The following is a 20,112-nucleotide window of genomic DNA, read 5'->3' on the forward strand; positions in this document are numbered from 1 at the left end:
AGGCGCCCAGGCCCCGCATGGTGCTGGACACACCGTCGACAAGGTTGTCGAAGCGCACCGGCGGCAGGGTCTCGGCCAGCGGCCGCAGCAGCAGCACCTCGCCGTCGCGCAGTTCCAGCGACTGCGGGGTGCCCTCGGGGTCCAGCGGTGCGCCGCCGATCCGCTGCAGCGCCCAGCCGCCGTGTTCGAGGCCGGCCTCGGCCAGGTCGTCGCCGGCGTGCCCGACGATGACCGGCAGCAGGTCCGCCAGCGGGATGTCGGAGGGGACGGCGAGATCGAGGGAGGTGTCCGGGGCCCGTACCGTCAGCCGGCACAGTCCCGACAGACCCGGTCCCGACAGACCCGCAACCGAGCTTTCGCTCATCAGGTGCTCAGCCTTCCGCGTACGTTCTGTGTTCGCATCCGTCAGCGCCCCGTCACGCTCTGCGAATGAAGGCGCACCCTACCCGGCGTGTGTGAAGGGAGGGCTACCGGATGGCCAACGGGACGTATTGCAGGCGGCGTTGACAGGACACCCAGTCGTGGTGTGATGCCATCCGGCGCGTTGGGCGCGCGGGCGTGGTGCCGGGGGTCGCGCCGGTCGGCGTCCCGACCGCCCGCACCGATCCCGCCGATTGAGCTGTGCCAGCCGTTCCAGCCGATTCGGCTGTGCCAGTCGCCCCCGCCGTCGAGCCCGACATGCCCCGAGGTGAGCTTCCGTTGAGCGTGGTGTTCTTCCGCCGGCCGGCCCGCCGCAACGGCCCCGAGATGCCCGAGGGCGACCTGGCGCTGCAGGAGCCGCCGGTGATGTCGGAACCGGCCGCCAGCGGCAACGCGATGATGACCTACCTGCCGATGGCCGTGATGTCCGGCGCCATCGTGCTGCTCTACACCCGCCCCGGCACCGCCTCCAGCCCGATCACCTACCTCGTCGTCGGCATGATGGTGCTGGCCATGGGCACCATGCTGGTCGGCCAGCTGATGCGGACCGGCACCGACCGGAAGAACAAGCTCAAGGGCGCCCGGCGGGACTACCTGCGGTATCTCGGCGGCGTACGGCGCCGGGTGCGGCGGACGGTGGCCGAGCAGCAGCGCGCGCTCGCCTGGCGGCACCCGGACCCGGGAGCGCTGTGGTCCTTCGCCCGCACCTCCCGGCTGTGGGAACGGCGCACCGGCGACGAGGACTTCGCCGAGGTGCGGCTCGCCGTCGGCGACCAGCGGCTGGGCCTGCGGCTGACCACCACCGCCACCAAGCCGGTCGACGACCTCGACCCGCTGACCGCGCACGCGCTGCGGGCCTTCATCAACGCCTACTCCACCGTGCCCGACCAGCCGATCGCGGTGTTCCTGCGCACCTGGGCGCGGGTGCTGCTGCGCGGCGACCGGGAGCAGGTGGTCGGTGCGGCCCGCGCGCTGGTCGCCCAACTCGCCGTCATGCACGCCCCGCAGGACCTGGTCATCGCGTTCTGCCTGTCCCCCGAGCGGCGCGCCGCCTGGGACTGGGCGAAGTGGCTGCCGCACACCCTGCACCCGCACGAGACGGACGGCGCCGGCCCGGCCCGGCTGATCGCCGGCACCGGCAACGAACTGGAGGACCTGCTCGGCGAGGAGTTCACCGAGCGCCCCGCCTTCGACCTGGCCGCGGTGCCCACCAAGGACGAGCCGTTCACCGTCGTCGTCATCGACGGCGGCCAACTGCCCGCCGGACACCGCTTCGACCGGGCCGGATTCCGCAACGCCGTCGTCGTCGACCTGTCCGGCGCGCTGAGCTGGCGGCCGGGCCGCACCGTCCTGCGGCTCCAGCTGGCCGACGGCGAGATGGGGCTGGTGCGCACCGACCGCAACCGCAAGGAGTCGGTGACCCCGCTCGGCCGGGCCGACTCGCTCGGGCCGGCCGCCGCCCGCGCGCTGGCCGCGGTCATCGCCCCGATGCGGACCGGGGACACCGGCGAGGCGGCCCGCCCGCTGGACGCCGACATCCAGCTCACCAGCCTGCTCGGCATACCCGACCTGCACCGGCACGACCCGGCCGGCTACTGGTCCCGCCGCTCGTCCTCGGAGGCCGGCCGGCTGCGGGTGCCGATCGCGGTCGGCGCCGACGGCCGCCCGGTGGAACTCGACATCAAGGAGTCCGCGCAGGGCGGCATGGGCCCGCACGGCATGCTGATCGGCGCCACCGGCTCCGGCAAGAGCGAACTGCTGCGCACCCTGGTACTCGGCCTGGCCCTCACCCACTCCTCCGAGACGCTCAACTTCGTCCTGGTCGACTTCAAGGGCGGCGCGACCTTCCTCGGCCTGGACGAACTCCCGCACACCTCCGCGGTGATCACCAACCTCGCCGACGAAGCCGCCCTGGTCTCCCGGATGCAGGACGCCCTGCACGGCGAGCTGATCCGCCGCCAGGAACTGCTGCGGGCGGCCGGCAACTTCACCTCCGCCCTGGAGTACGAGCGGGCCCGCGCCTCGGGCACGCCGCTCGCCCCGCTGCCCAGCCTGTTCGTGGTCGTCGACGAGTTCAGCGAACTGCTCGCCGCGCACCGCGAGTTCATGGACCTGTTCGTGATGATCGGCCGGCTCGGCCGATCGCTCGGCGTCCACCTGCTGCTGGCCTCGCAGCGCCTGGACGAGGGCCGCATGCACCAGTTGGAGAGCCACCTGTCCTACCGGGTGGGCCTGCGGACCTTCTCCGCGATGGAGAGCCGCGGTGTGCTCGGCGTACCGGACGCGTACGAACTGCCGCCGCAGCCCGGCAGCGGCTTCCTGAAGAGCGGCATCGAGGCGCTGACCCGCTTCCGGGCCGCGTACGTCTCCGGCGTGTACCGGCAGCGGTCCGGGGCGCTGGCACAGGAGCAGGTCGCCAGCCAGGTCGTGCCGTGGACGGGCGAGTGGGTCGCCTCCCGGCAGCCCGCCCCACCGACCGAGCCGGCCCCCGAACCGGTCCGCGACCCCTTGATGTCGGAGCCCGACGCGGGCGCCGACTCGCTGCTGTCGGTGGCCATCGGCCGGCTGCGCGACGCCGGGCCGCCCGCCCACCAGGTGTGGCTGCCGCCGCTGGACCTGCCGCCCACTCTGGACCGGCTGCTGCCGCCGTTGTCGCCCGACCCCGACCTGGGCCTGACCACCGCCGACTGGCCCCGGCGCGGCACCCTCACCGTCCCGGTCGGCATCATCGACCGGCCCTTCGAGCAGCAACGCGACCTGCTGACCGTGGACCTGTCCGGCGCGGGCGGCCATGTCGCGGTCGCCGGCGGCCCGCAGAGCGGCAAGTCCACCGTGATCCGCAGCCTGATCGCCGCCCTCGCTCTCACCCACACGCCGCGCGAAGTCCAGTTCTACTGCCTGGACTTCGGCGGCGGCACGCTGTCCAGCCTGGCCGGACTCCCGCACGTCGGCGGGGTGGCGGGCCGCCTCGACCACGAGCGCATCGGCCGTACCCTCGCCGAGATCACCTCCCTGCTGGCCCGCCGCGAACGGCTCTTCCTCGACCACGGCATCGACTCCATGCCGACCCTGCGACGGCGGCGCGCGGCCGGCGAGTTCGCCGACGACCCGCACGGCGACGTCTTCCTCGTCATCGACGGCTGGTCCACCGTCCGCCAGGACTTCCAGGACCACGTGCCGGTCATCAACCAGCTCGCCGCCCGCGGCCTCAGCTACGGCATCCACCTGGTGACCACCACCGCCCGCTGGGTCGAGCTGTCCTCCCAGATCCGGGACCAGTCCGCGACCCGCCTGGAGCTGCGGATGGGCGACCCGCTGGACTCGATGGTCGACATCCGACGGGCCGGGACCGTGCCGCGCGTGCCCGGACGCGGCCTGACGGTCGACAGCAAACTGCACTTCCTGATCGCGCTGCCCCGCATCGACGGGATCGAGAGCGCCGCCGAACTGGCCGACGGCGTCGGCGATCTGGTGGCGGCGGTCGCCGAGAGCTGGGCCGGTCCGGTGGCCCCGCCGGTGCGGATGCTGCCGACGATGCTGACGGCGGCGGAACTGCCGGGACTCGCCGCGAGCGCCGTGGGGGCTGCGGGGGTGGTGGGTGCGCCGGGTGCCGGCGTCGGCGCCGCCGGCGCGGTCGGCAAGGCGTCGGCCAGGGCGGCCGGCAACAGCGAGGCGGGCCGTCGTTTCCGGATGCCGATCGGCGTCGAGGAGACCGAACTCGGCACCGCCTGGCACGACTTCGCCGAAGCCCCGCACCTGGTCGCTTTCGGTGACACCGAGAGCGGCAAGACCAACTTGCTGCGGCTGTTCGCCCAGAACATCAGCGAACGCTTCACCCCGGCCGAGGCACGCATCCTGGTGGTCGACTTCCGGCGCGAGCTGATCGAGGCGGTCCCCGAGCCGTACCGGCTGGGCCACGCCGTGTCCGTCGACCAACTGCGCGAGCTGATCGACGGGGTGGCCCGCGCGCTCAAGACCCGCACCCCCGGGCCGGAGATCACCCCCGCCCGGATGCGCCAGGCCGACTGGTGGAAGGGCCCGCGCCTGTTCATCCTGATCGACGACTACGACCTGGTGGCCAACCCGATGCGCAACCCGTTCGAGCCCCTGCTGGAGCACCTCCCGCTCGGTTACGAGGTCGGCTTCCACATGGTGCTGTCCCGGGCCGCGGCGGGCGCGATGCGCGGCATCAACGACCCGCTGGTCCGCCGCCTGCTCGAAGTCAACGCGCCCGGCCTGCTGCTGTCCTGCCCGCCGGCCGAGGGCTATCTGTTCAACAACACCAAGCCGCGGCTGCTGCCGCCCGGGCGCGGGATGTACATCACCCGGCGGCGCACGGTGCAGATCCAGACGGCGATGGTGGAGGAGGACGAGCGGGTGCCGGACCTGCGCTGAGGCCGGCCGGGGCTGCTCGGCACGGCTCGGTACGGCCGGGGGCTGTGTTCCGGCTGTTCGCCGACGCCTCGGGGATGCCTCCGCAACGGGCTCGGTACGGCCGGGGCGGCCCGGGGGGCGCTCAGGGGCGGGTGGCGGCCCGCTGCTTGCGGCGCAGCAGGGCGGCGGCCGTCAGTACCAGCGCCGCCAGGGCGGCACCGCCGAGCACCGCGTAGGCGCGGCGGACCGGGGTGCGGTCCTCGACCACCGGGTGGAGGTGGATCGCCGCCGAGACGTCGGGGGCCGTGCCACCGGACTCGGCCGGCAGCACCGTGGACAGGGCCGCGTACGGGTCCAGCCGCGGGACGGGGGCGGGATAGGCGGTCGCCATCAGGCGGGCGGCGACCTCGGGCGCGGTCAGGTCGGGCTGGTAGGAGCGCAGCAGGGCGGCCGCGCCGGCGGTGAACGCGGCTGCGACGGACGGCCCGTTGCCGAGGAAGTGGCCGCGCCCGCTCGGGCCGATGCCGGTGATGCCCTGGCCGGGTGCCGCGAGGTCGGCGCGAACCGGGTCCGCCGCGCCGTCCGGCCGGGTGCCGGCGATGTCGACGTCCACCACCGAGAGCACGCCGCTCTGCGCGGCGGGCCAGAAGGGCAGTTGTGGCGTATCGCCGCCCGTCCCGTCGGTTCCGCCGGAGTCGCCGCTCCCCCCGGCCCCGTCGGTCAGCAGCAGGCCGTCCGGCACCCCGGCGGCGACCACCAGCACGTCGTGCGCCGCCGCGTAATCGACCGCCGAGGTCAGGGCGTCGGCCGGGGCGGCGAACGCCAGTGACACGTCGATCACCTTCGCGCCGGCGTCGGTCGCGTGCCGTATCCCCGCCGCCACCCGGGCCACATCCGGGCTGCCGTCCGCGCCGATGCCCCGTACCGCCAGGATCCGGGCGGCCGGTGCCACCCCGCTGAAGCCGCTGCCCCGGCTGGGCGCCGCCGCGATGATCCCGGCCACGAAGGTGCCGTGGCCCACGCAGTCCTGGCCGGCGGGGCCGGCCGCCTCGACGCGGCCCTTCAGCGCGGGTGCGCCGGTCGACACCCCGGTGTCGATGACGGCGACGGTCACCCCGGCGCCGGAACTGAGCTGATGGGCCCGGGTGAAGCTGAGATTCTGCTGGGCCCACGGCACCGCGGTCATCACCGTGCCGGAGGGCTTGGTGCAAGGGGACTGGGCCGGGTCGAGCTGCGACGGCATGACCGGCAGGCGCAGCGCCGGGGCGGTGGCCGAGGTCGAGGGCAGGGGGGAGGGCGCGCCGTCGGCGGTTGCCGGTCCGGCGCCTGCGCCGAGCCCGCAGAACAGGGTGAAGGCACCGGTCAGGGCGCCGAGTTGGGCGGCACGTCGGGCGGTCCCACGGGCCTTGAGTCGGGGGGCCGGGCGCGGGGAGGCCCGGGGGGAGGGGCCGGGAGCCTGCCGGGTGACTCGGGTGCTGCCGCTGGCCATGCCGACTCTCCTTCTCCGCCCGTACCGCGTGGGCACCGAGCCGCCGCACCGTCGGCGCACGGGGCTGCCCGAACGGGCCGTATCGTACGGGTCCGATCTCGCCGCCGAGTGAACCGGAATGGTGCGCCACCCATTGACCCGCGCGAATTCACCGCGCGTTAACGTTCGCCCGGTGAAATGTCCCGAGCGAGGTGCTTTTTCGTTCAACTTCCCCGTTTGGATGATCGACTGACTGACCATCAGGTGAATTGAGTCGGTATTCGGAAAGCGGTTCTGCCGACGAAATGGAGAAGTCACACGCTCTCCCGGCCATAGGCCCCACCAGGCCTGTATCTTTTCGCGAGTGAGGCCAACCGAGCGGTTCCAGCTGCCCCTTGGGGCCCCGGCTCGGGGCGTCGTACCGGCGCCCGGCTGGACCGGTTCAGTACGGAGGACGTGGTGAGCCCGCGCTCCACCCGCAGGAAGAGCCCCTCCGCCTTGAAGGTGACCGGCGGCGACGGAGTCTTCGTCCTGCACGGCGCCGGGCCGCTGCCCGACCAACTGGCGCACGCGGCAAGGGTGTTGACCGGCGCATCGGGCGTCGCCGACCAGGCCACCGTGCTGGTGGGCGCCGGCTTCGACGACCCCGACGCCCTGTGCGACGAGTTGGCCCCCGCGTTCGACGCGTGCGCGACCTCCGGGGTGACCCTGCTGCGGCTGGTGATGTCGGGCGGCGCCGCCGAACTCCCGGACCGGGCCGCGCCCGCCCGCCGCATCACCGAACGCTGGAGCTTCGACGTCCTGGCCCCGGCCGGCGCGGCCGTCGTCGTCCCCGGAGGCACCCTGTTCGCCCCCGACCTGCCCGACGCACCCGGCGCCTGGTGGCAGTTCTCCCGCGGCCTGCTCCCGCGCCGCCTCGGCGCCCGCCACCCCGAACCGGCCTGGCAGCAGGCCCTGGACCGGGTCGCCGTGGACACCGCCGAGGGCTGCGTCGTCCACCACGTCCCGGCCGGACTGCTGGTCCTGCCGGCCGGCGTACCGCCCGAGGGCGTGGACGCGGTCCGCTACGCGCTGCCGGTCGATCCGGCCGGCCCCGTCCTGCTCGTCGGCGCCTTCGGGACGGCGCCGGTCCCGGCCGACGCCCTCGCCGACGTCGTGGCCGCGCTGCCCGCCCAGGTCCGCGGCACCGTACGGCTGTTGCCCGGCGACGGCCGCGACCTGCTGCCCACCGGTCAGCAGGTCGCCGACCTGCTCGGCATCGAGGTCCAGGTGGCGAACGGCCTGCCGGTGCTGCTGGACGACGGCTCCCCGCCCGACGGCTCCCCCTGGGAGCAGCCGATCCGCGGCACCTCGGCCCGGACGATGCTGCTCGACGCCGACGGCAACCCCTCCTGGCGCCCCTACGTGGAGGCCGTCAGCTGCGCCCCGGCCGCCAAGGCCCCGCGCCTGACCGGATGGCGCGCCCCGATCGGCGGCCTCCGCCCGGCCCGTGAGCCCGGCGCGCTCCTCCTCGACCGCCACTGGCAGGTCGCCGTCACCCGGGCCGGCCTGTGGATCGGCCCCCAGAACGCGTCCGTCCCCGCCGTCGCGGCCGCCCGGCCCGTCGAGCCGGACGTGATGGCCATCGACCTGGGCCTGCCCGGCCGCCCCCTCAACGATTCCACCCTCTGGCCGCCCCTCCAGCGCCTCTTCGCCGCCCTCCAGGACGACGTCCGCGAACGCACGATGATCCAGGTCCACGGCGAGGCCACGCCGGAGGCGCTGCGGGAGCTGCGGCGGTTGGCCGTCCAGCGCGGCCTGGCGCTTTCGCCGCGCGGCTGGCGGCCGGTGGTGGTGGGCGCGGGGCCTTCTGCGGCCTCGGTTGCTCCGGGGGTCGGGGCTGCGTCGGGTGCCGTATCAGGTGCTGGGGCTGGGGCTGCGGCTTCGGGGGCTGGTGCCGGGGCCGAGGCTGTTCGCGAGCGGCGGCGGCTCTGGCGGTCGGCGGGCGCGGGCGCGGGGGACGGCGGCGGTGCGGGGGGCGGCGACGGTGCGGGCGTGGTCCCGGCCGCGTCCGGGGTACCGGTGGTTTCGACCGACGGGACCGGGGGTGCTCCGGCTGCCGCCGCGTCGGAATCCGCGAGCGAGCGGACCGCGTCGGAACAGGGTGCGGCGGCTTCGGCCCACGTCGGCCGGACCTGGTCGTCCCCGGGTGCGTCCGCCGAGGAGGAACGGTCCGGGTCACCGGCATCGCGTCGCGGACAGTCCGGTGCGGGCGTTGGCCCGGAACCGAGCGTGCAGCACCCGCACCCGCACCTACTCCCGCCCGCGTCTGCGGTGTCGGTCGCGTCCGCCGAGGCCGAGCTGCCGGCCGCCCCTGCGGGAGGTCCGGCACCGAAAGCGTCCGGTACCGATCGCGGGCGGACGGATCTCCGGCAGTCCTCGCCCGGCGCCGGGCTCCCCGCAGCGGCAACTAGCGGTAGTGCCCAGGCGCGGTCGCCGCTTGTCGAGCCGCATCCGGACGCCCCGCGTCGGCCCGACCCCGCCAAATCGTCCCCCGCCGCACCCGAACGCGCGCGCCCGACGACGACGGAGCCGCAGTCCGTTCCCCGGCCGCCTGCTGCCGGAGACACGGGCGATGGGTTGCCGACTGCCACCGCTGCCCCCACCGGGCCGGAGTTGGGCGGCGGCCCTGTCGCGCCGGAGCCCGCTGGGAAGGCGACCGCCGAGCAGTCGGGCACCGGGTCCGCCGGTCCGGACGAGGGGTCGGCCGCGGCCGGCGCCTCCGCCCTCGCCCTCGCCCTCGCCCCGGAGTCGGGCCCGGCGTCCGTGCTGCCGGAACCGAACGCCGAGCCGTCCGCCGACAGCGCGGGCACCGGTGTGCCCGGCCCGGGCAGCGGGTCGGAGGCCGCCAACACCGCCACCACGAAGCCGGAGTTGGCCGGCAGCCCGGTCGCGGCGGAGCCTGCCGGCGACGCCACCGCCGAGCAGGCGGATGCTGGTTCGCCCGGCCCGGGTGACGAACCGACCGCTGCGACGACCGTTCCCTCCGCGCCGGAACCCGCGGGCGAGCCGCCCGCTGAGTCGCCCACCGAGCCGGCGCCGGACGGACCGGCCGCGCCGGACGGTTGGCCCCCCGCCCCGGTCCGCGTCCGCGTCAGCGGGCCGGACATGCCCGGGAGCGCTGACCTGTCCCTGCCCGAGACCCCGGTGCGGCTCGTCACCACCTCCGGTGCGCCCGCTCCGCAGCCGGAGCCGGGAAACAGTGCGAACGGCGGCAGTGCGCAGCCGAAGAAGCCGGCTTCATCCGCAGCCGAGGCGCCTGCGGGCCCGCGGTCCCCGGCCGGCGTCGAGCCCCCGGCGGCACCCGCCGTCCCTTCGAATCCGCCCGGGGCGGGGCAGCCGGAAGCCGACTCCGCCGCGCCCGTGGAGCTGCGGGCGGCCGCGCCTGCGGGCTCGCGGTCTCCGGCTGGTGTCGAGCCCTCGCTGGCACCCGCTGTCCCTTCGAATCCGCCTGGGGCGGGGCTGCCGGAAGCCGGCTCCGCCGCGCCCGGTACCGGGCGCGGCGGGGCAGCGCCCGTGGAGCTGCGGGCGGTCGCGTGGGTGCCCGTGCGGCCGTCGCATCGCAGTACCGAGGCTGAACGGGACACCGTACGGGCGTACTTGGCCGGTCGGTGGGACCACCACAGCGGCGCGGTGAACCGGGCGCTGACCCGGGTGCCCGCGCTGCGCAGCGCCGCGCATCCGGAGGAGGCCGCCGCCGACCTCGCCGCGCTGCATGCGTATGCGACCGCTGCCGGCACCGAGGGCCCGTGGACGCACGACGTTCTGCGGGCAGCGTTGGATGCGGGCCGTACGGAGCCGGTCGCGTTTCTCGGCTGCCTCGCCTCGGGACTGCGGCGGCTGCCGTCCTACCGGGGAGCCGCCGTCCGTTCGGCCGGCGGCGCTCTCGGGGAGACGGCGGAACTCCTGCTGCCGGGGGAGGAATTGGGTGACGTCCTGCCGGTGAGCGCGGTGGCCGTCGACAGGGGATACCCCTCCGTGGCGGCCGACCACTACCTGATCTGGTCGATGACCGGACGCCGGGCCAACTCCCTGCTGGGCGACGCGGACGCCGTTGCCGCCGGCGCCGCCGGTGCCGGCACACCGCCCGTTGACGAGGTTCTCTTCGCCCCGGGCACCCGCCTGCGGGTCCTCGCCGTCGACGACCGGGCCGGCAGCACCGTGGTGTTGCTGCGCGAACTGCCCGATTCCGCGCCGCCCGCCACCACCCCGGGCCTGCTCGACGACGCCGACCAGGCCGTCCTCAAGCGGCTGCGCACCCTCAAGGACCAGCCCACCGCGGTGGGTTCGGGCCGGAACTGGCCCGACAGGAGCGCCGGCGCACTCGGCGTGCTCGGCACACCGCACCCGCCCGACCCGGGCGGCACGACCTCGTAGTCCCTTGTCCCGCAGGCCGCACCTACCCGCCCTGCGCAACTCCCCGCAAGCACAGACGATTGAGGAGGACGGATGGCTCTGGATCATCCGGTGAGCGGTCCGCCGCCCACCGTCGGGACGACCATTCCAGCCGCATCGCCGCGCATCCGACGGGCGATAGCACTGCCCTTGAACGACGACGACCTCGGTGGCGCGGCCGCGTCCGCCGCGATCGCCGCGGCTCAGGTGGTGGCCACCAGCACGACGGCGACGGCCGCCGCCTCGGCCACCGCGACGGCGAGCAGCCGCCGTACCGTTGCGGCTGCGAGCCGCAAGGCGTCGGCAACCGCCGCCCCGGAGACGGCCGTTCAGGCTGGCAGCACCCTCGCCGGCCGCCTGTTCCGCCCCGACGCCTGGCGTCAGCAGCAGGCCGCGGGAACCGCCCCCGGAACCGATGCGGCCGCCGCCACCTCCACCGCTGCCCAGGCCGAAACGGGCGAAGCCACCCTCACCGGTGCGCTGGCCGCCGCGGTCGCCGAGGGCCGGCCGGCCAAGCCCGCCCGGGCAGTCGCGGCGCACGGCGCGAAACTCAGCCGCTGGCCGCTGATGACCGCCGCCGCGTTCGCCGGCGCCGTCCTGGTCTCCGTCCCGTTCGTGCACAACGGCAACCGGGACACGACCACCAACTACGAGGGTGCCGGCCGCCCGCTCCCGATCGCCAGCCTCGACGACCCGGAGCACGAGGGTGAGCACGACGGCGCGACCGGTCCCGACGGCTACTCCAGCCAGATGCCGGACACGAATCCCGAGGACGGCTCCGGGACCCGGGTGGTCCCTCAACCCCAGTCCGGAACGCAGCCGTTGGTCGGTGCACACGGCACCGGTCCGCACCTGGACGAAACGGCTGTCGTGCCCAGCACCGGGCCGGTGCGCGGACCGGTTGGGCCGACCACCGGCTCCGTCTTCCCCGGCGGCACCCAGGGCGATCTGCAACTGCCCTCCCAGGAAGGTCCGTTCGCCGAAGGGCCGCTGGTCGGCGTGGGTCGTACGCCCGTCGTGGCCGGCAGCGGAATTCCGTTCGCCACCTCACTGGCGACCGGCGGCACGGACACGCACGCCACCAAGGCCTTTCCCGCCAAGCCCAAGGCGGACCCGGCGCCGCACCGGCACACCGACAAGGTGACGGCCGACCCCAAGCTGCCCGTGGTGAAGTTCGTGGCCCCGCCCGCAGCGCCGGCGGTCCACACGGACGCGGCCCGCGTCACGCACCCGACGGTGACGCGGACGACACCGGCCCCGCCGACGGTCGCCGTGCAGCCCGCCGCCAAGCCGGTCGTCAAGGAGGCGGTGGTCAAGCCGATGGTCAAGCCGGAGGCCAAGCCGCCGGTCACGCAGTCGGTCATCCGCACCACACCGACCATCTCGGCCGCGGACACGCCCGCGAAGCCCGTCACCACCGGCACGGCACATGGGCCGTCGACGGCAGCGGTCCAGGTGACGCCGGCCGTACCCGCGACCCCGGCGACCCCGGCTGTGCCGGCCGACCGGTCCAAGCCGGCCGTCGTGACGCCGGCCGTCACGCCCACGGTGGCCAAGCCGGCCACGACCGGGCCGACCACGACCAAGCCGACCACCACCAAGCCGGATCCGGCGAAGCCGGTCACCACCACGTCCGTCGCGAAGCCGTCCGTCACCGCGCCCGCCGACGCGTCGACCACCGACAAGCCCGCCGCGCAGAAGCCCGCTACCGACAAGCCCGCTGCCGACAAGCCGGCGGCGGACAAGCCCGATCCGGCCGAGTCCGCCGCCGACACGCCGGACAGCACCTCCGACGCTCCCGTCTGGCACCAGAAGACGATCGACGCCACCTACGTCCTGAACCCCGGCGAGTCCGTGGCCTCCAACCGCATGCGCATCACGATGCGCAAGAGCGGCAGCCTGGTCATCTCCGACGAGGACGGGGTGATCCGCTGGTCGTCCCACACTCCCGGCCAGGGCAATCACGCCGTCTTCCAGGACGACGGCCACTTCGTCGTCTACGGCCCGGACGGCCAGACCCTCTGGTCCTCCGGCACCGCGGGCAACCCCGGTTCCCAGCTCGTCATCCAGAAGGACGGCGATGTGACGATCCAGTCCGCCGCCGGCGCCACCCTCTGGTCGGCGGGCACCGCCCACTGACCGACCCCGCGGCCAACTGCCCCCGCCCGGTGTCCGACCGGGCGGGGGCATCCGCCTTTCCGCGCAACGCGCCCGTCGTTCACCGCGGCGGCCACGCGGCCACCGCATTAGCCTGGTCGTATGGACGTTCTACGGTATGTGGCCTTCACCACGGACCCCGCCGGGGGGAACCCTGCCGGGGTCGTGCTCGATGCGGCCGGGGCGGATGATGCGGCTATGGCGGCCGTTGCTGCCGAAGTGGGGTACTCCGAGACGGCGTTCGTCGTGGCGCGGCCCGACGGGAGCTGGACGTACGCTACTTCAGCCCACTGGCCGAGGTGCCGTTCTGCGGGCACGCCACGATCGCCACGGCGGTGGCCTACGCGGAGCGCTACGGCGTCGGGGAGTTGGCGTTCCACACCCGGGCCGGCCTGGTGCGGGTCGGGACGTCGGTGGGGGAGGACGGCCGGATCGGGGCGGAGTTGGTGAGCGTGCCGCCGCGGACCGAGCCGATCGCCGACGCCGATCTCGCCGAACTGCTGGTCGCGCTGGGGTGGTCGGCGCAGGACCTGGACCCGGAGCTGCCGCCGCGCGTCGCGTACGCGGGCGCCTGGCATCCGGTGATCGCGGCCGCGAGCCGGACGCGGTTGGCCGCGCTCGACTACGACATGGGCGCGCTCGGCGCGTTGATGCGGCGCCGGGACTGGACCACGGTCGATCTGGTCTGGCGGGAGTCGGCGACGGTCTTCCACGCCCGCAATCCCTTCCCGCCGGGCGGGGTCGTGGAGGATCCCGCCACGGGCGCGGCGGCTGCCGCGTTCGGCGGCTACTTGCGGGAGTTGGGCCTGGCGCCCCGCCCGGGCGGCGCGTTCACCATCCACCAGGGCGACGACATGGGCCGCCCGAGCGTCATCACCGTCACCGTTCCGGACGACCCGGACAGCGGGATCGCGGTCCGCGGCACGGCGGTGCCGCTGGGAGGGAACTGAGCGGCGAGCCGACTCGCGAAATTCGGGACTGTCCCGGATCGCGCTCGCCGCGGCGCCGGACGGCTCCTCGCGCGCCTCCGGTGTCGTCGCCTCGGCGAGATCGCGCACGAAGGCCGCCGGGGTTGCGCTCGGCCGCCCGCCGTCGCCGCGCTCCTCCGCGCTCGCGCGCCCTCGGCGTCCGTTCGGAGCCGCCGCCTCCGCCTCGCCACGTGAGGCCGCCGTGTCCTGCCCAGGGTGCCGGGGGATGCGTCGACGTCGCGGCCACTAATGTGGGGCATTGCTCTGCAATAGGGTGCAATGCGGGCAAAGGGGCGAGTGAGGCGGGTGGACGTGGACGTGGACGCGGACGGAAACGGCGACGGAAACGGCGACGGCGCCGGAGCGGGGCAGGGGGCAGCGCTCCTCGACCGGTTGCTGGAGCGGATCGGGCAGGCCGTCGGCGCCCACATCGGGGCCACGTTCCTCCTGGTCCCGGAGCAGCAGGTGCTGCTGATGACGACGGTGACCGGAGCTCCCAGAAGGCTGGCTCTGCCCTGGGCCCGGCTCGCGCTGGCAGCGCCGGGCCCGTTGCCCGAAACGGTCCGCACGCTGAGCCCGGTGTGGGTTTCCGACCAGGAGGCGGCAGCCCGCCGCTTTCCGCGCATCGCGCTCGCCTTTCCGTACTCCATCGCCATGTACAACGTCCCGTTGGTGGTCGACGGAGCCGCCTGGGGAGTCCTGGTACTGATGTGGCCGGAGAGCCGGCCGGAGCTGACCGCCGCCGAGCGGGCGCGGGTCGGTGACGCCGCCGACGCGATGGCCGGGGTGCTGCGGGAGGCCGCAGCCCGGGGCCGGCCGATCCGGCCGAGGGACGAGCCGCTCGTCCTGGAGCCGCCGCCCACCCTTCTCGAGCCGGCCGCCGCCCTCCTGGAGCGCCTGACCGAGGGCTTCGTCGCGCTCGACCTGTGCGCCCGGATGACCTTCATCACCGGCCGGGCCGCCCGGCTGCTCGGCCGTGACCCGGACGAGCTGCTGGGCGCCGAACCCTGGGACGCGCTGCCCTGGCTGAACGACCCGGCCTTCGAGAACGCCTTCGTCGCCGTGCTCTTCAGCCGTCGGCCCGCCGGTTTCGCCGCCCGCCGGCCGGACGGCGCGTGGCTGTCCTTCGCGTTCTACGCGGACGCCACCGGCGTCAGCATGCGCGTCAAAACGGCGGACGCCCCCGACAGCGCGCCACGAGCGGCCGAGGACGCCCCGCCGGCCACGCCCGCCCGCGCGGGCACCCTCTTCCACCTCTTGCACCTGGCCTCCGCGCTCACCGAGGCGACGAGCGTCAGCGAGGTGGCCGAATCGCTCATGGCGCAGATGCGGCCGGTCCTCAACGCCACCGGGCTGGCCCTCCTGGTATCCGACGAGGGGCGGCTGGGAGTGGTGGGCGAACGGGGTTTCCCCCCGGAGATGCGGGAGCATTTCGACGGCCTGCCGCTGGCGAACCGGACCGAGGGCATCCGGACCATCCGGACAGGTGTCCCCGGCTTCCACTCGACCAACGCCGCGTTGGTGCGCAGCTACCCCCAGCACCGGCACTACCGGGAGATGGACGCCTTCGCGTTCCTGCCGCTGACGGTCTCCAACGACACCTTCGGCTGTCTGGTGCTGGGATACGACAGGCCGCGGGACTTCAGCCCGGACGAACGGGCGGAACTGACCTCGCTGGCAGGGATGATCGCGCAGGCGCTGGAGCGCGCCCGGCTCTACGACGCCAACGCGGATGTGGCGCGAGGACTCCAGGACGGGCTGCTGCCGCGCCACCTGCCCCGGGTGCCCGGCCTCGAGGTCGCCGCACGCTACCTCCCCGCCACGCACACCCAGGAAGTCGGCGGCGACTTCTACGACCTGATCGACTTCGGATCACATGCGGCGGCCGCGGTGATCGGCGACGTCCAGGGGCACAGCGTGCAGGCCGCCGCGCTAATGGGCCAGATCCGCACCGCCGTGCACAGCCACGCCAGGACGGGTGCGCCGCCCGAGGAGGTCCTCGCCCGGACCAATCAGGCGCTCCTGGAGCTGAAGAGCGACTTGTTCTGCAGCTGCCTCTACGCGCACATCGACCTTCCCGGGCATCGCGTCCTGCTGGCCTCGGCCGGCCACCCGCCGCCGATCCTGCGCCGCCCCGATCACCGTGCGGAAGTTCTCGACCTGCCGCCCGGGCTGCTCCTGGGCGTGGCGGAGGGCGCCCGCTTCGAGACCGTCGAGGTGCCGCTGCCGCCCGGGTCCCTGCTGGCCCTCTACACCGACGGCCTCGTGGAGCGGCCCGGCATCGACCTGGGGTCGTCCGTCGACCTCCTGGCCGGCCGGCTCGCCGCGGCGGCGGACGGGCCGGTGGAGCAACTGGCCGACCGGATCATCGCGCAGGCCCAGGAGACGGTGGTTCCCCGCAGCAGCGACGACATCGCGCTGCTGCTGGTGGCGCGCGGCATCCCGGGCCCCGCGACGTAGGGGACGCCGGCCTCGGCACGCACGCACTGCTCATGGTCGGTTGGCCCGACGCGGGGTGGCATCTCGAGCTGGTCCACGGCCCGGACACGCCGCCCCCCACACCGACACCCGAGGATCTGCTGGTTCTCTATCTCGGCGAACAGGTACCGCGGGAACTGGTCACGGAACTGGAGCGGCTCGGCGGACGACGCGTTCGAGCTCACAACCCGTACTGGGACCGGTGGGGCGTCACTCTCCTGGATCCGGACGGGTACCGGCTTGTCCTGTCCACCCGGGACTGGTCCAACTCCCGGTAGGCAAGGGCCGAGGTCCGTGTCGAGCTCGACGGCGCCGGGCCGCTGAAGGGCCGGCGTCCGCGGGACGGTCCGGCGGCGGGCGGACGCCGGCACCGGGCGTGGTCAGGGCCCGGCGCCGGCGTCCGCGGGGAGGTGGTCAGCCGCAGTGGCCGGCGGCCTGGGCCCAGGCGGTGCCGATCTGGCCGCGCCAGGTCACGCACTCGCCGCGGGCCGGGATGTAGACCGGGCCCGCGTACGTGGTGTAGTTGCCGGAGTCGGACGCGCTGACGGTGGTGTGGTCGGTCTGGAAGACCTTCGCCTGCATGTAGAGGGCCGCGCCCGGCGTCTTGCGGACGGTGGCGGCGCAGTTCTCGCCGATGCGGTCGTTCCAGGTCAGGTAGATCGTGCCGGTGGTGGAGATGTTGGTGTGGTCGACGACGGTGTAACCCGAGCCGCAGGCGCCGTTGTAGGCGGCGTTCGCGGCCGGGGTCGCGGCCGAGGCCGGGAGGGCGAAAGCGGTCAAACCGACCGCGCTGGTGGCGGCCAGCGCCGAGGCGACGGCTACTCGACGGATAAGCTTCATGGTGTTTCCCCCAGTTGGTCTCACGGATGCGTTCCAGCACCCACTCAGTGAGACCGGCGTCACCGGCGGCCAGTTGTGGCGCGGATTGTCACTGTTCTGTCACCGCTGGATCCCGGTGCGTAACCGGCGCCGCGGCGGCCTTCCGGACACACGTTCGTGACCTCGGGTTCGGCGAGGGCGGCCACCTGCTGTCACTACGTGAAGTCACCGGCGCTCACCGCGTCGGGACCGGCTCTACGGAGGAGCCTTGGGTTCCGCTTTACGTAGAACGTGCAACCGACGGGGTGGGGGTAGGCGTTCTATAGACGTAGAGCGTCAGGTGAAGGCACAGGAGTGGAGCACGCGCATGAGTCGGGTCAGGACCAGCATAGGGATCGCACTCGTAGCCGGTGCGGTGCTAGCCGGGACGAGTGCGTGCGGCGGGCATACGAAGACGGCTTCCGCCTCCGGGCCGAGCACCGACGGGAAGGCCTCGGCGACGGCCGCCGCGGCAACGCCCAGCCCGAAGCCGACCAAGCCCAAGCCCAAGGGCCCGCCGATGCTGCTGGACACCATCACGCCGCTGACCGGGGCCACGGTCGGCGTGGCGATGCCGGTGTCGGTGGTCTTCTCCAACCCGGTGGCGACCTCGGCGCGGGCCAATGTGGAGAACCACCTCAAGATCAGCACGTCGGTGCCGACGACCGGCGCCTGGCACTGGTTCAGCAGCACCCGGGTGGACTTCCGGCCGCAGACGTACTGGAAGCCGGGTACCAAGGTCTCCATCGACGCGAACCTGACGAACGTACCCAACGGCAACGGTCGCTACGGCACGCACAGCTACCATCACGGCTTCACCATCGGCGCCGACAACGAGACCCTGGTCAACGCCAAGACGCACACCATGAAGGTGCTGCACGACGGGGCGGTCATCAAGACGTACCCGATCGACGCCGGCAGCCCGACCTGGCCGTCGTGGGACGGCACGATGGCGGTCATCGACAAGTCCGCCAAGGTCCGGATGACCTCGTGCAGCGTCGGCATCAGCTGCGACAAGAAGAGCCCCGACTACTACGACCTCACGCTGCCCTGGGACGTGCACCTGACCAACTCGGGCACGTACATCCACTACTCCACCGGTGACCCGCAGCCCGGTCACAGCGTCGGCTCGCACGGCTGTGTGCACCTGTCGCTCGCGGACGCCAAGTGGTACTACAACTTCGTCAAGCAGGGCGACCCCGTCACCATCAGCGGCACCCCGCGGGGCAAGGCGCCCGGCGACAACGGCTACGCGGACTACAACCTGTCCTGGTCCCAGTGGCTGAAGGACAGCGGCGCCGGGCAGATCACCACGGCCACCGCCTGACCGGCCCGGTCAGTTGGTGTAGACCCGGCTGGGTGTGACGAGGACGGCCGCGCGGCGCTGCTCGGTCATCACGCGGTCGTACTCGTCCCAGTCGTCGTGGCTGCCGCCGGCCGCGGTGAAGATCTTGCGCAGCAGCGCCGGCAACTCGGCGGCCGCCAGCCACGGCTGGGGGTCGTCGGGGCCGGCGATGTCGGCGTGGCCCTCGATCGTCGCCCACTGCCAGCCGCTGCGGAAGGTCGCGGTGAGCTGGGGCCGGGGGCGCAGGTTCGCCAGTTTGACCCGGCCGTAGGTGACGAAGGCCAGTACCGGCTCGCCGGTCCGCGGATGGGCGATGGCTCCCGCGTTGACCAGGGAGGACTGGATCGTGCCGTCGGCGCGGAGCGTGGCGATCACGGCCAGCTGGCTCTCGGCCTTTCCCACGGCTACGGCTTGCTGCAAGGTCGTCATCGTCGCTCCCTGTCCGGCGTCGCTTCCGGCGCCACCGTAGCCCGCCGCCGGCGAGCCGCCGCGGGGCGGTCGGGCTATCGCGCGGGGCGGTGCAGCGCGAGATCCGCGGCGCTCAGCCGGTCGCGGACCTGCATCGGCTGATGCCAGTGGGGGTAGATCAGATCGGGCGCGCTGACCTTGTCGAGGCGGTCCATGTCCTCCGTGCCGAGGTGCACGTCGACCGCGCCGAGGTTGTCGGCGAACTGCTCGTCGGTACGCGCCCCGATGACCACCGACGTCACGCCGGGCTTCGCGAGCAGGTAGGCGATGGCGACCTGCGCGGGTGAGGCGTGGTGGGCGGCGGCGATGTCGAGGAGCACGTCGATGGTGTCGTAGAGCTTGTCCTGGTTGCGGACGGGCGGCTCGGACCATTCGGTGAGCTGGCGGCTCTCGTCGGCCTGGCGGTCGCGGCGGAACTTGCCGGAGAGCAGGCCGCCGGCCAGCGGGCTCCACACCATGACGCCCAGGCCCTGGTCGATGGAGACCGGCACCATCTCGTACTCGGCGTCGCGCGCCTCCAGCGAGTAGTAGACCTGGTTGCTGACATAGCGCTGGTAGCCGCGCGCGTCGGAGATCCCGAGCGCCTTCATGATCTGCCAGCCCGAGTTGTTGGAGACGCCGAGGTAGCGGACCTTGCCGGAGCGCACGAGCGAGTCGAGCGTGTCCAGGGTCTCCTCCATCGGGGCCAGGCCGTCCCGCTCGTGGACGTGGTAGATGTCCAGGTGGTCGGTGTTCAGGCGGCGCAGGCTGCCCTCGATCTGAGCCAGGATGTGCTCGCGGGACTGGCCGATGTCGTTCGGCCCGTCCCCCATCCGCTGGCCGACCTTGGAGGAGATCAGCACATGGTCGCGCCGGCCGGCCAGCGCCTTGCCGAGGATCTCCTCGGACTCGCCGGTCGAGTACACGTTGGCGGTGTCGATCAGGTTCACGCCGGCGTCCAGGCACATGGCGATCTGCCGCTTGGCGCCGGCCACGTCGGTGTGTCCGACGTCCTTGTAGGCGCCGCTCCCGCCGAAGGTCATGGTGCCCATGGTGAGAGCCGAGATCCTCAGGCCGGACGCGCCGAGCTGCCTGTACTCCATGGTGATCCCTCCGTAGGTCCGCGATCAGTCTAAAAGCGGACAAAAGGAACGTCCATTCGG

The 20,112-nt window shown here is 73.8% G+C and carries 10 protein-coding genes and 2 pseudogenes; 7 read left to right on the plus strand and 5 right to left on the minus strand.

Annotation, left to right across the window (positions count from 1 at the left end):
• Nucleotides 1–364 (minus strand): EsaB/YukD family protein (locus GA0115240_RS10430; RefSeq protein ID WP_176725032.1); only part of this gene is annotated, 364 nt, incomplete at its 3' end.
• A gap of 341 nt (nucleotides 365–705) precedes the next feature.
• On the opposite strand from GA0115240_RS10430, the gene eccCa reads away from it, so the two are divergent.
• Complete coding sequence (gene eccCa, locus GA0115240_RS10435; RefSeq protein WP_218087421.1) at nucleotides 706–4,815, plus strand: type VII secretion protein EccCa; 4,110 nt, start codon at nucleotides 706–708, stop codon at nucleotides 4,813–4,815.
• 121 nt (nucleotides 4,816–4,936) lie between these two features.
• Here eccCa and GA0115240_RS10440 read toward each other — a convergent pair whose 3' ends face one another.
• Nucleotides 4,937–6,283, minus strand: coding sequence for a S8 family serine peptidase (locus tag GA0115240_RS10440; protein WP_237554769.1), 1,347 nt, complete (start codon nucleotides 6,281–6,283; stop codon nucleotides 4,937–4,939).
• A 438-nt stretch (nucleotides 6,284–6,721) separates the two neighbouring features.
• Between GA0115240_RS10440 and GA0115240_RS10445 the strand changes: the two genes are divergently transcribed.
• The 5 genes and pseudogenes from GA0115240_RS10445 to GA0115240_RS10465 form a co-directional block, all read left to right on the plus strand.
• Nucleotides 6,722–10,678, plus strand: coding sequence for a hypothetical protein (locus GA0115240_RS10445; RefSeq protein WP_141708797.1), 3,957 nt, complete (start codon nucleotides 6,722–6,724; stop codon nucleotides 10,676–10,678).
• A 168-nt stretch (nucleotides 10,679–10,846) separates the two neighbouring features.
• Nucleotides 10,847–12,835 carry a hypothetical protein gene (locus GA0115240_RS10450; RefSeq protein ID WP_093736391.1) on the plus strand — a complete coding sequence of 663 codons (1,989 nt, stop codon included), beginning with the start codon at nucleotides 10,847–10,849 and terminating at the stop codon, nucleotides 12,833–12,835.
• A gap of 120 nt (nucleotides 12,836–12,955) precedes the next feature.
• Nucleotides 12,956–13,803, plus strand: a pseudogene (locus GA0115240_RS10455) (PhzF family phenazine biosynthesis protein).
• A gap of 315 nt (nucleotides 13,804–14,118) precedes the next feature.
• Complete coding sequence (locus GA0115240_RS10460; protein ID WP_256069649.1) at nucleotides 14,119–16,281, plus strand: SpoIIE family protein phosphatase; 2,163 nt, start codon at nucleotides 14,119–14,121, stop codon at nucleotides 16,279–16,281.
• 14 nt (nucleotides 16,282–16,295) lie between these two features.
• Nucleotides 16,296–16,577, plus strand: a pseudogene (locus tag GA0115240_RS10465) (VOC family protein); the annotation flags it as partial.
• A 136-nt stretch (nucleotides 16,578–16,713) separates the two neighbouring features.
• Here GA0115240_RS10465 and GA0115240_RS10470 read toward each other — a convergent pair.
• A complete protein-coding gene (locus GA0115240_RS10470; RefSeq protein ID WP_202451230.1) occupies nucleotides 16,714–17,139 on the minus strand; it encodes a spore-associated protein A in 426 nt (141 codons plus the stop codon).
• A gap of 538 nt (nucleotides 17,140–17,677) precedes the next feature.
• Here GA0115240_RS10470 and GA0115240_RS10475 point away from each other — a divergent pair.
• Nucleotides 17,678–18,484, plus strand: coding sequence for a L,D-transpeptidase (locus GA0115240_RS10475; RefSeq protein ID WP_370673314.1), 807 nt, complete (start codon nucleotides 17,678–17,680; stop codon nucleotides 18,482–18,484).
• 9 nt (nucleotides 18,485–18,493) lie between these two features.
• Here GA0115240_RS10475 and GA0115240_RS10480 read toward each other — a convergent pair whose 3' ends face one another.
• Entirely contained in the window at nucleotides 18,494–18,931 is a 438-nt protein-coding gene (locus tag GA0115240_RS10480; protein WP_093736394.1) for a TIGR03618 family F420-dependent PPOX class oxidoreductase, read from the minus strand.
• A 74-nt stretch (nucleotides 18,932–19,005) separates the two neighbouring features.
• A complete protein-coding gene (locus GA0115240_RS10485; protein WP_093736395.1) occupies nucleotides 19,006–20,052 on the minus strand; it encodes an aldo/keto reductase in 1,047 nt (348 codons plus the stop codon).
• Nucleotides 20,053–20,112 lie beyond the last annotated feature (60 nt).

It is taken from the genome of Streptomyces sp. DvalAA-14, from assembly GCF_900091855.1.
Classification (GTDB): Bacteria; Actinomycetota; Actinomycetes; order Streptomycetales; family Streptomycetaceae; genus Actinacidiphila.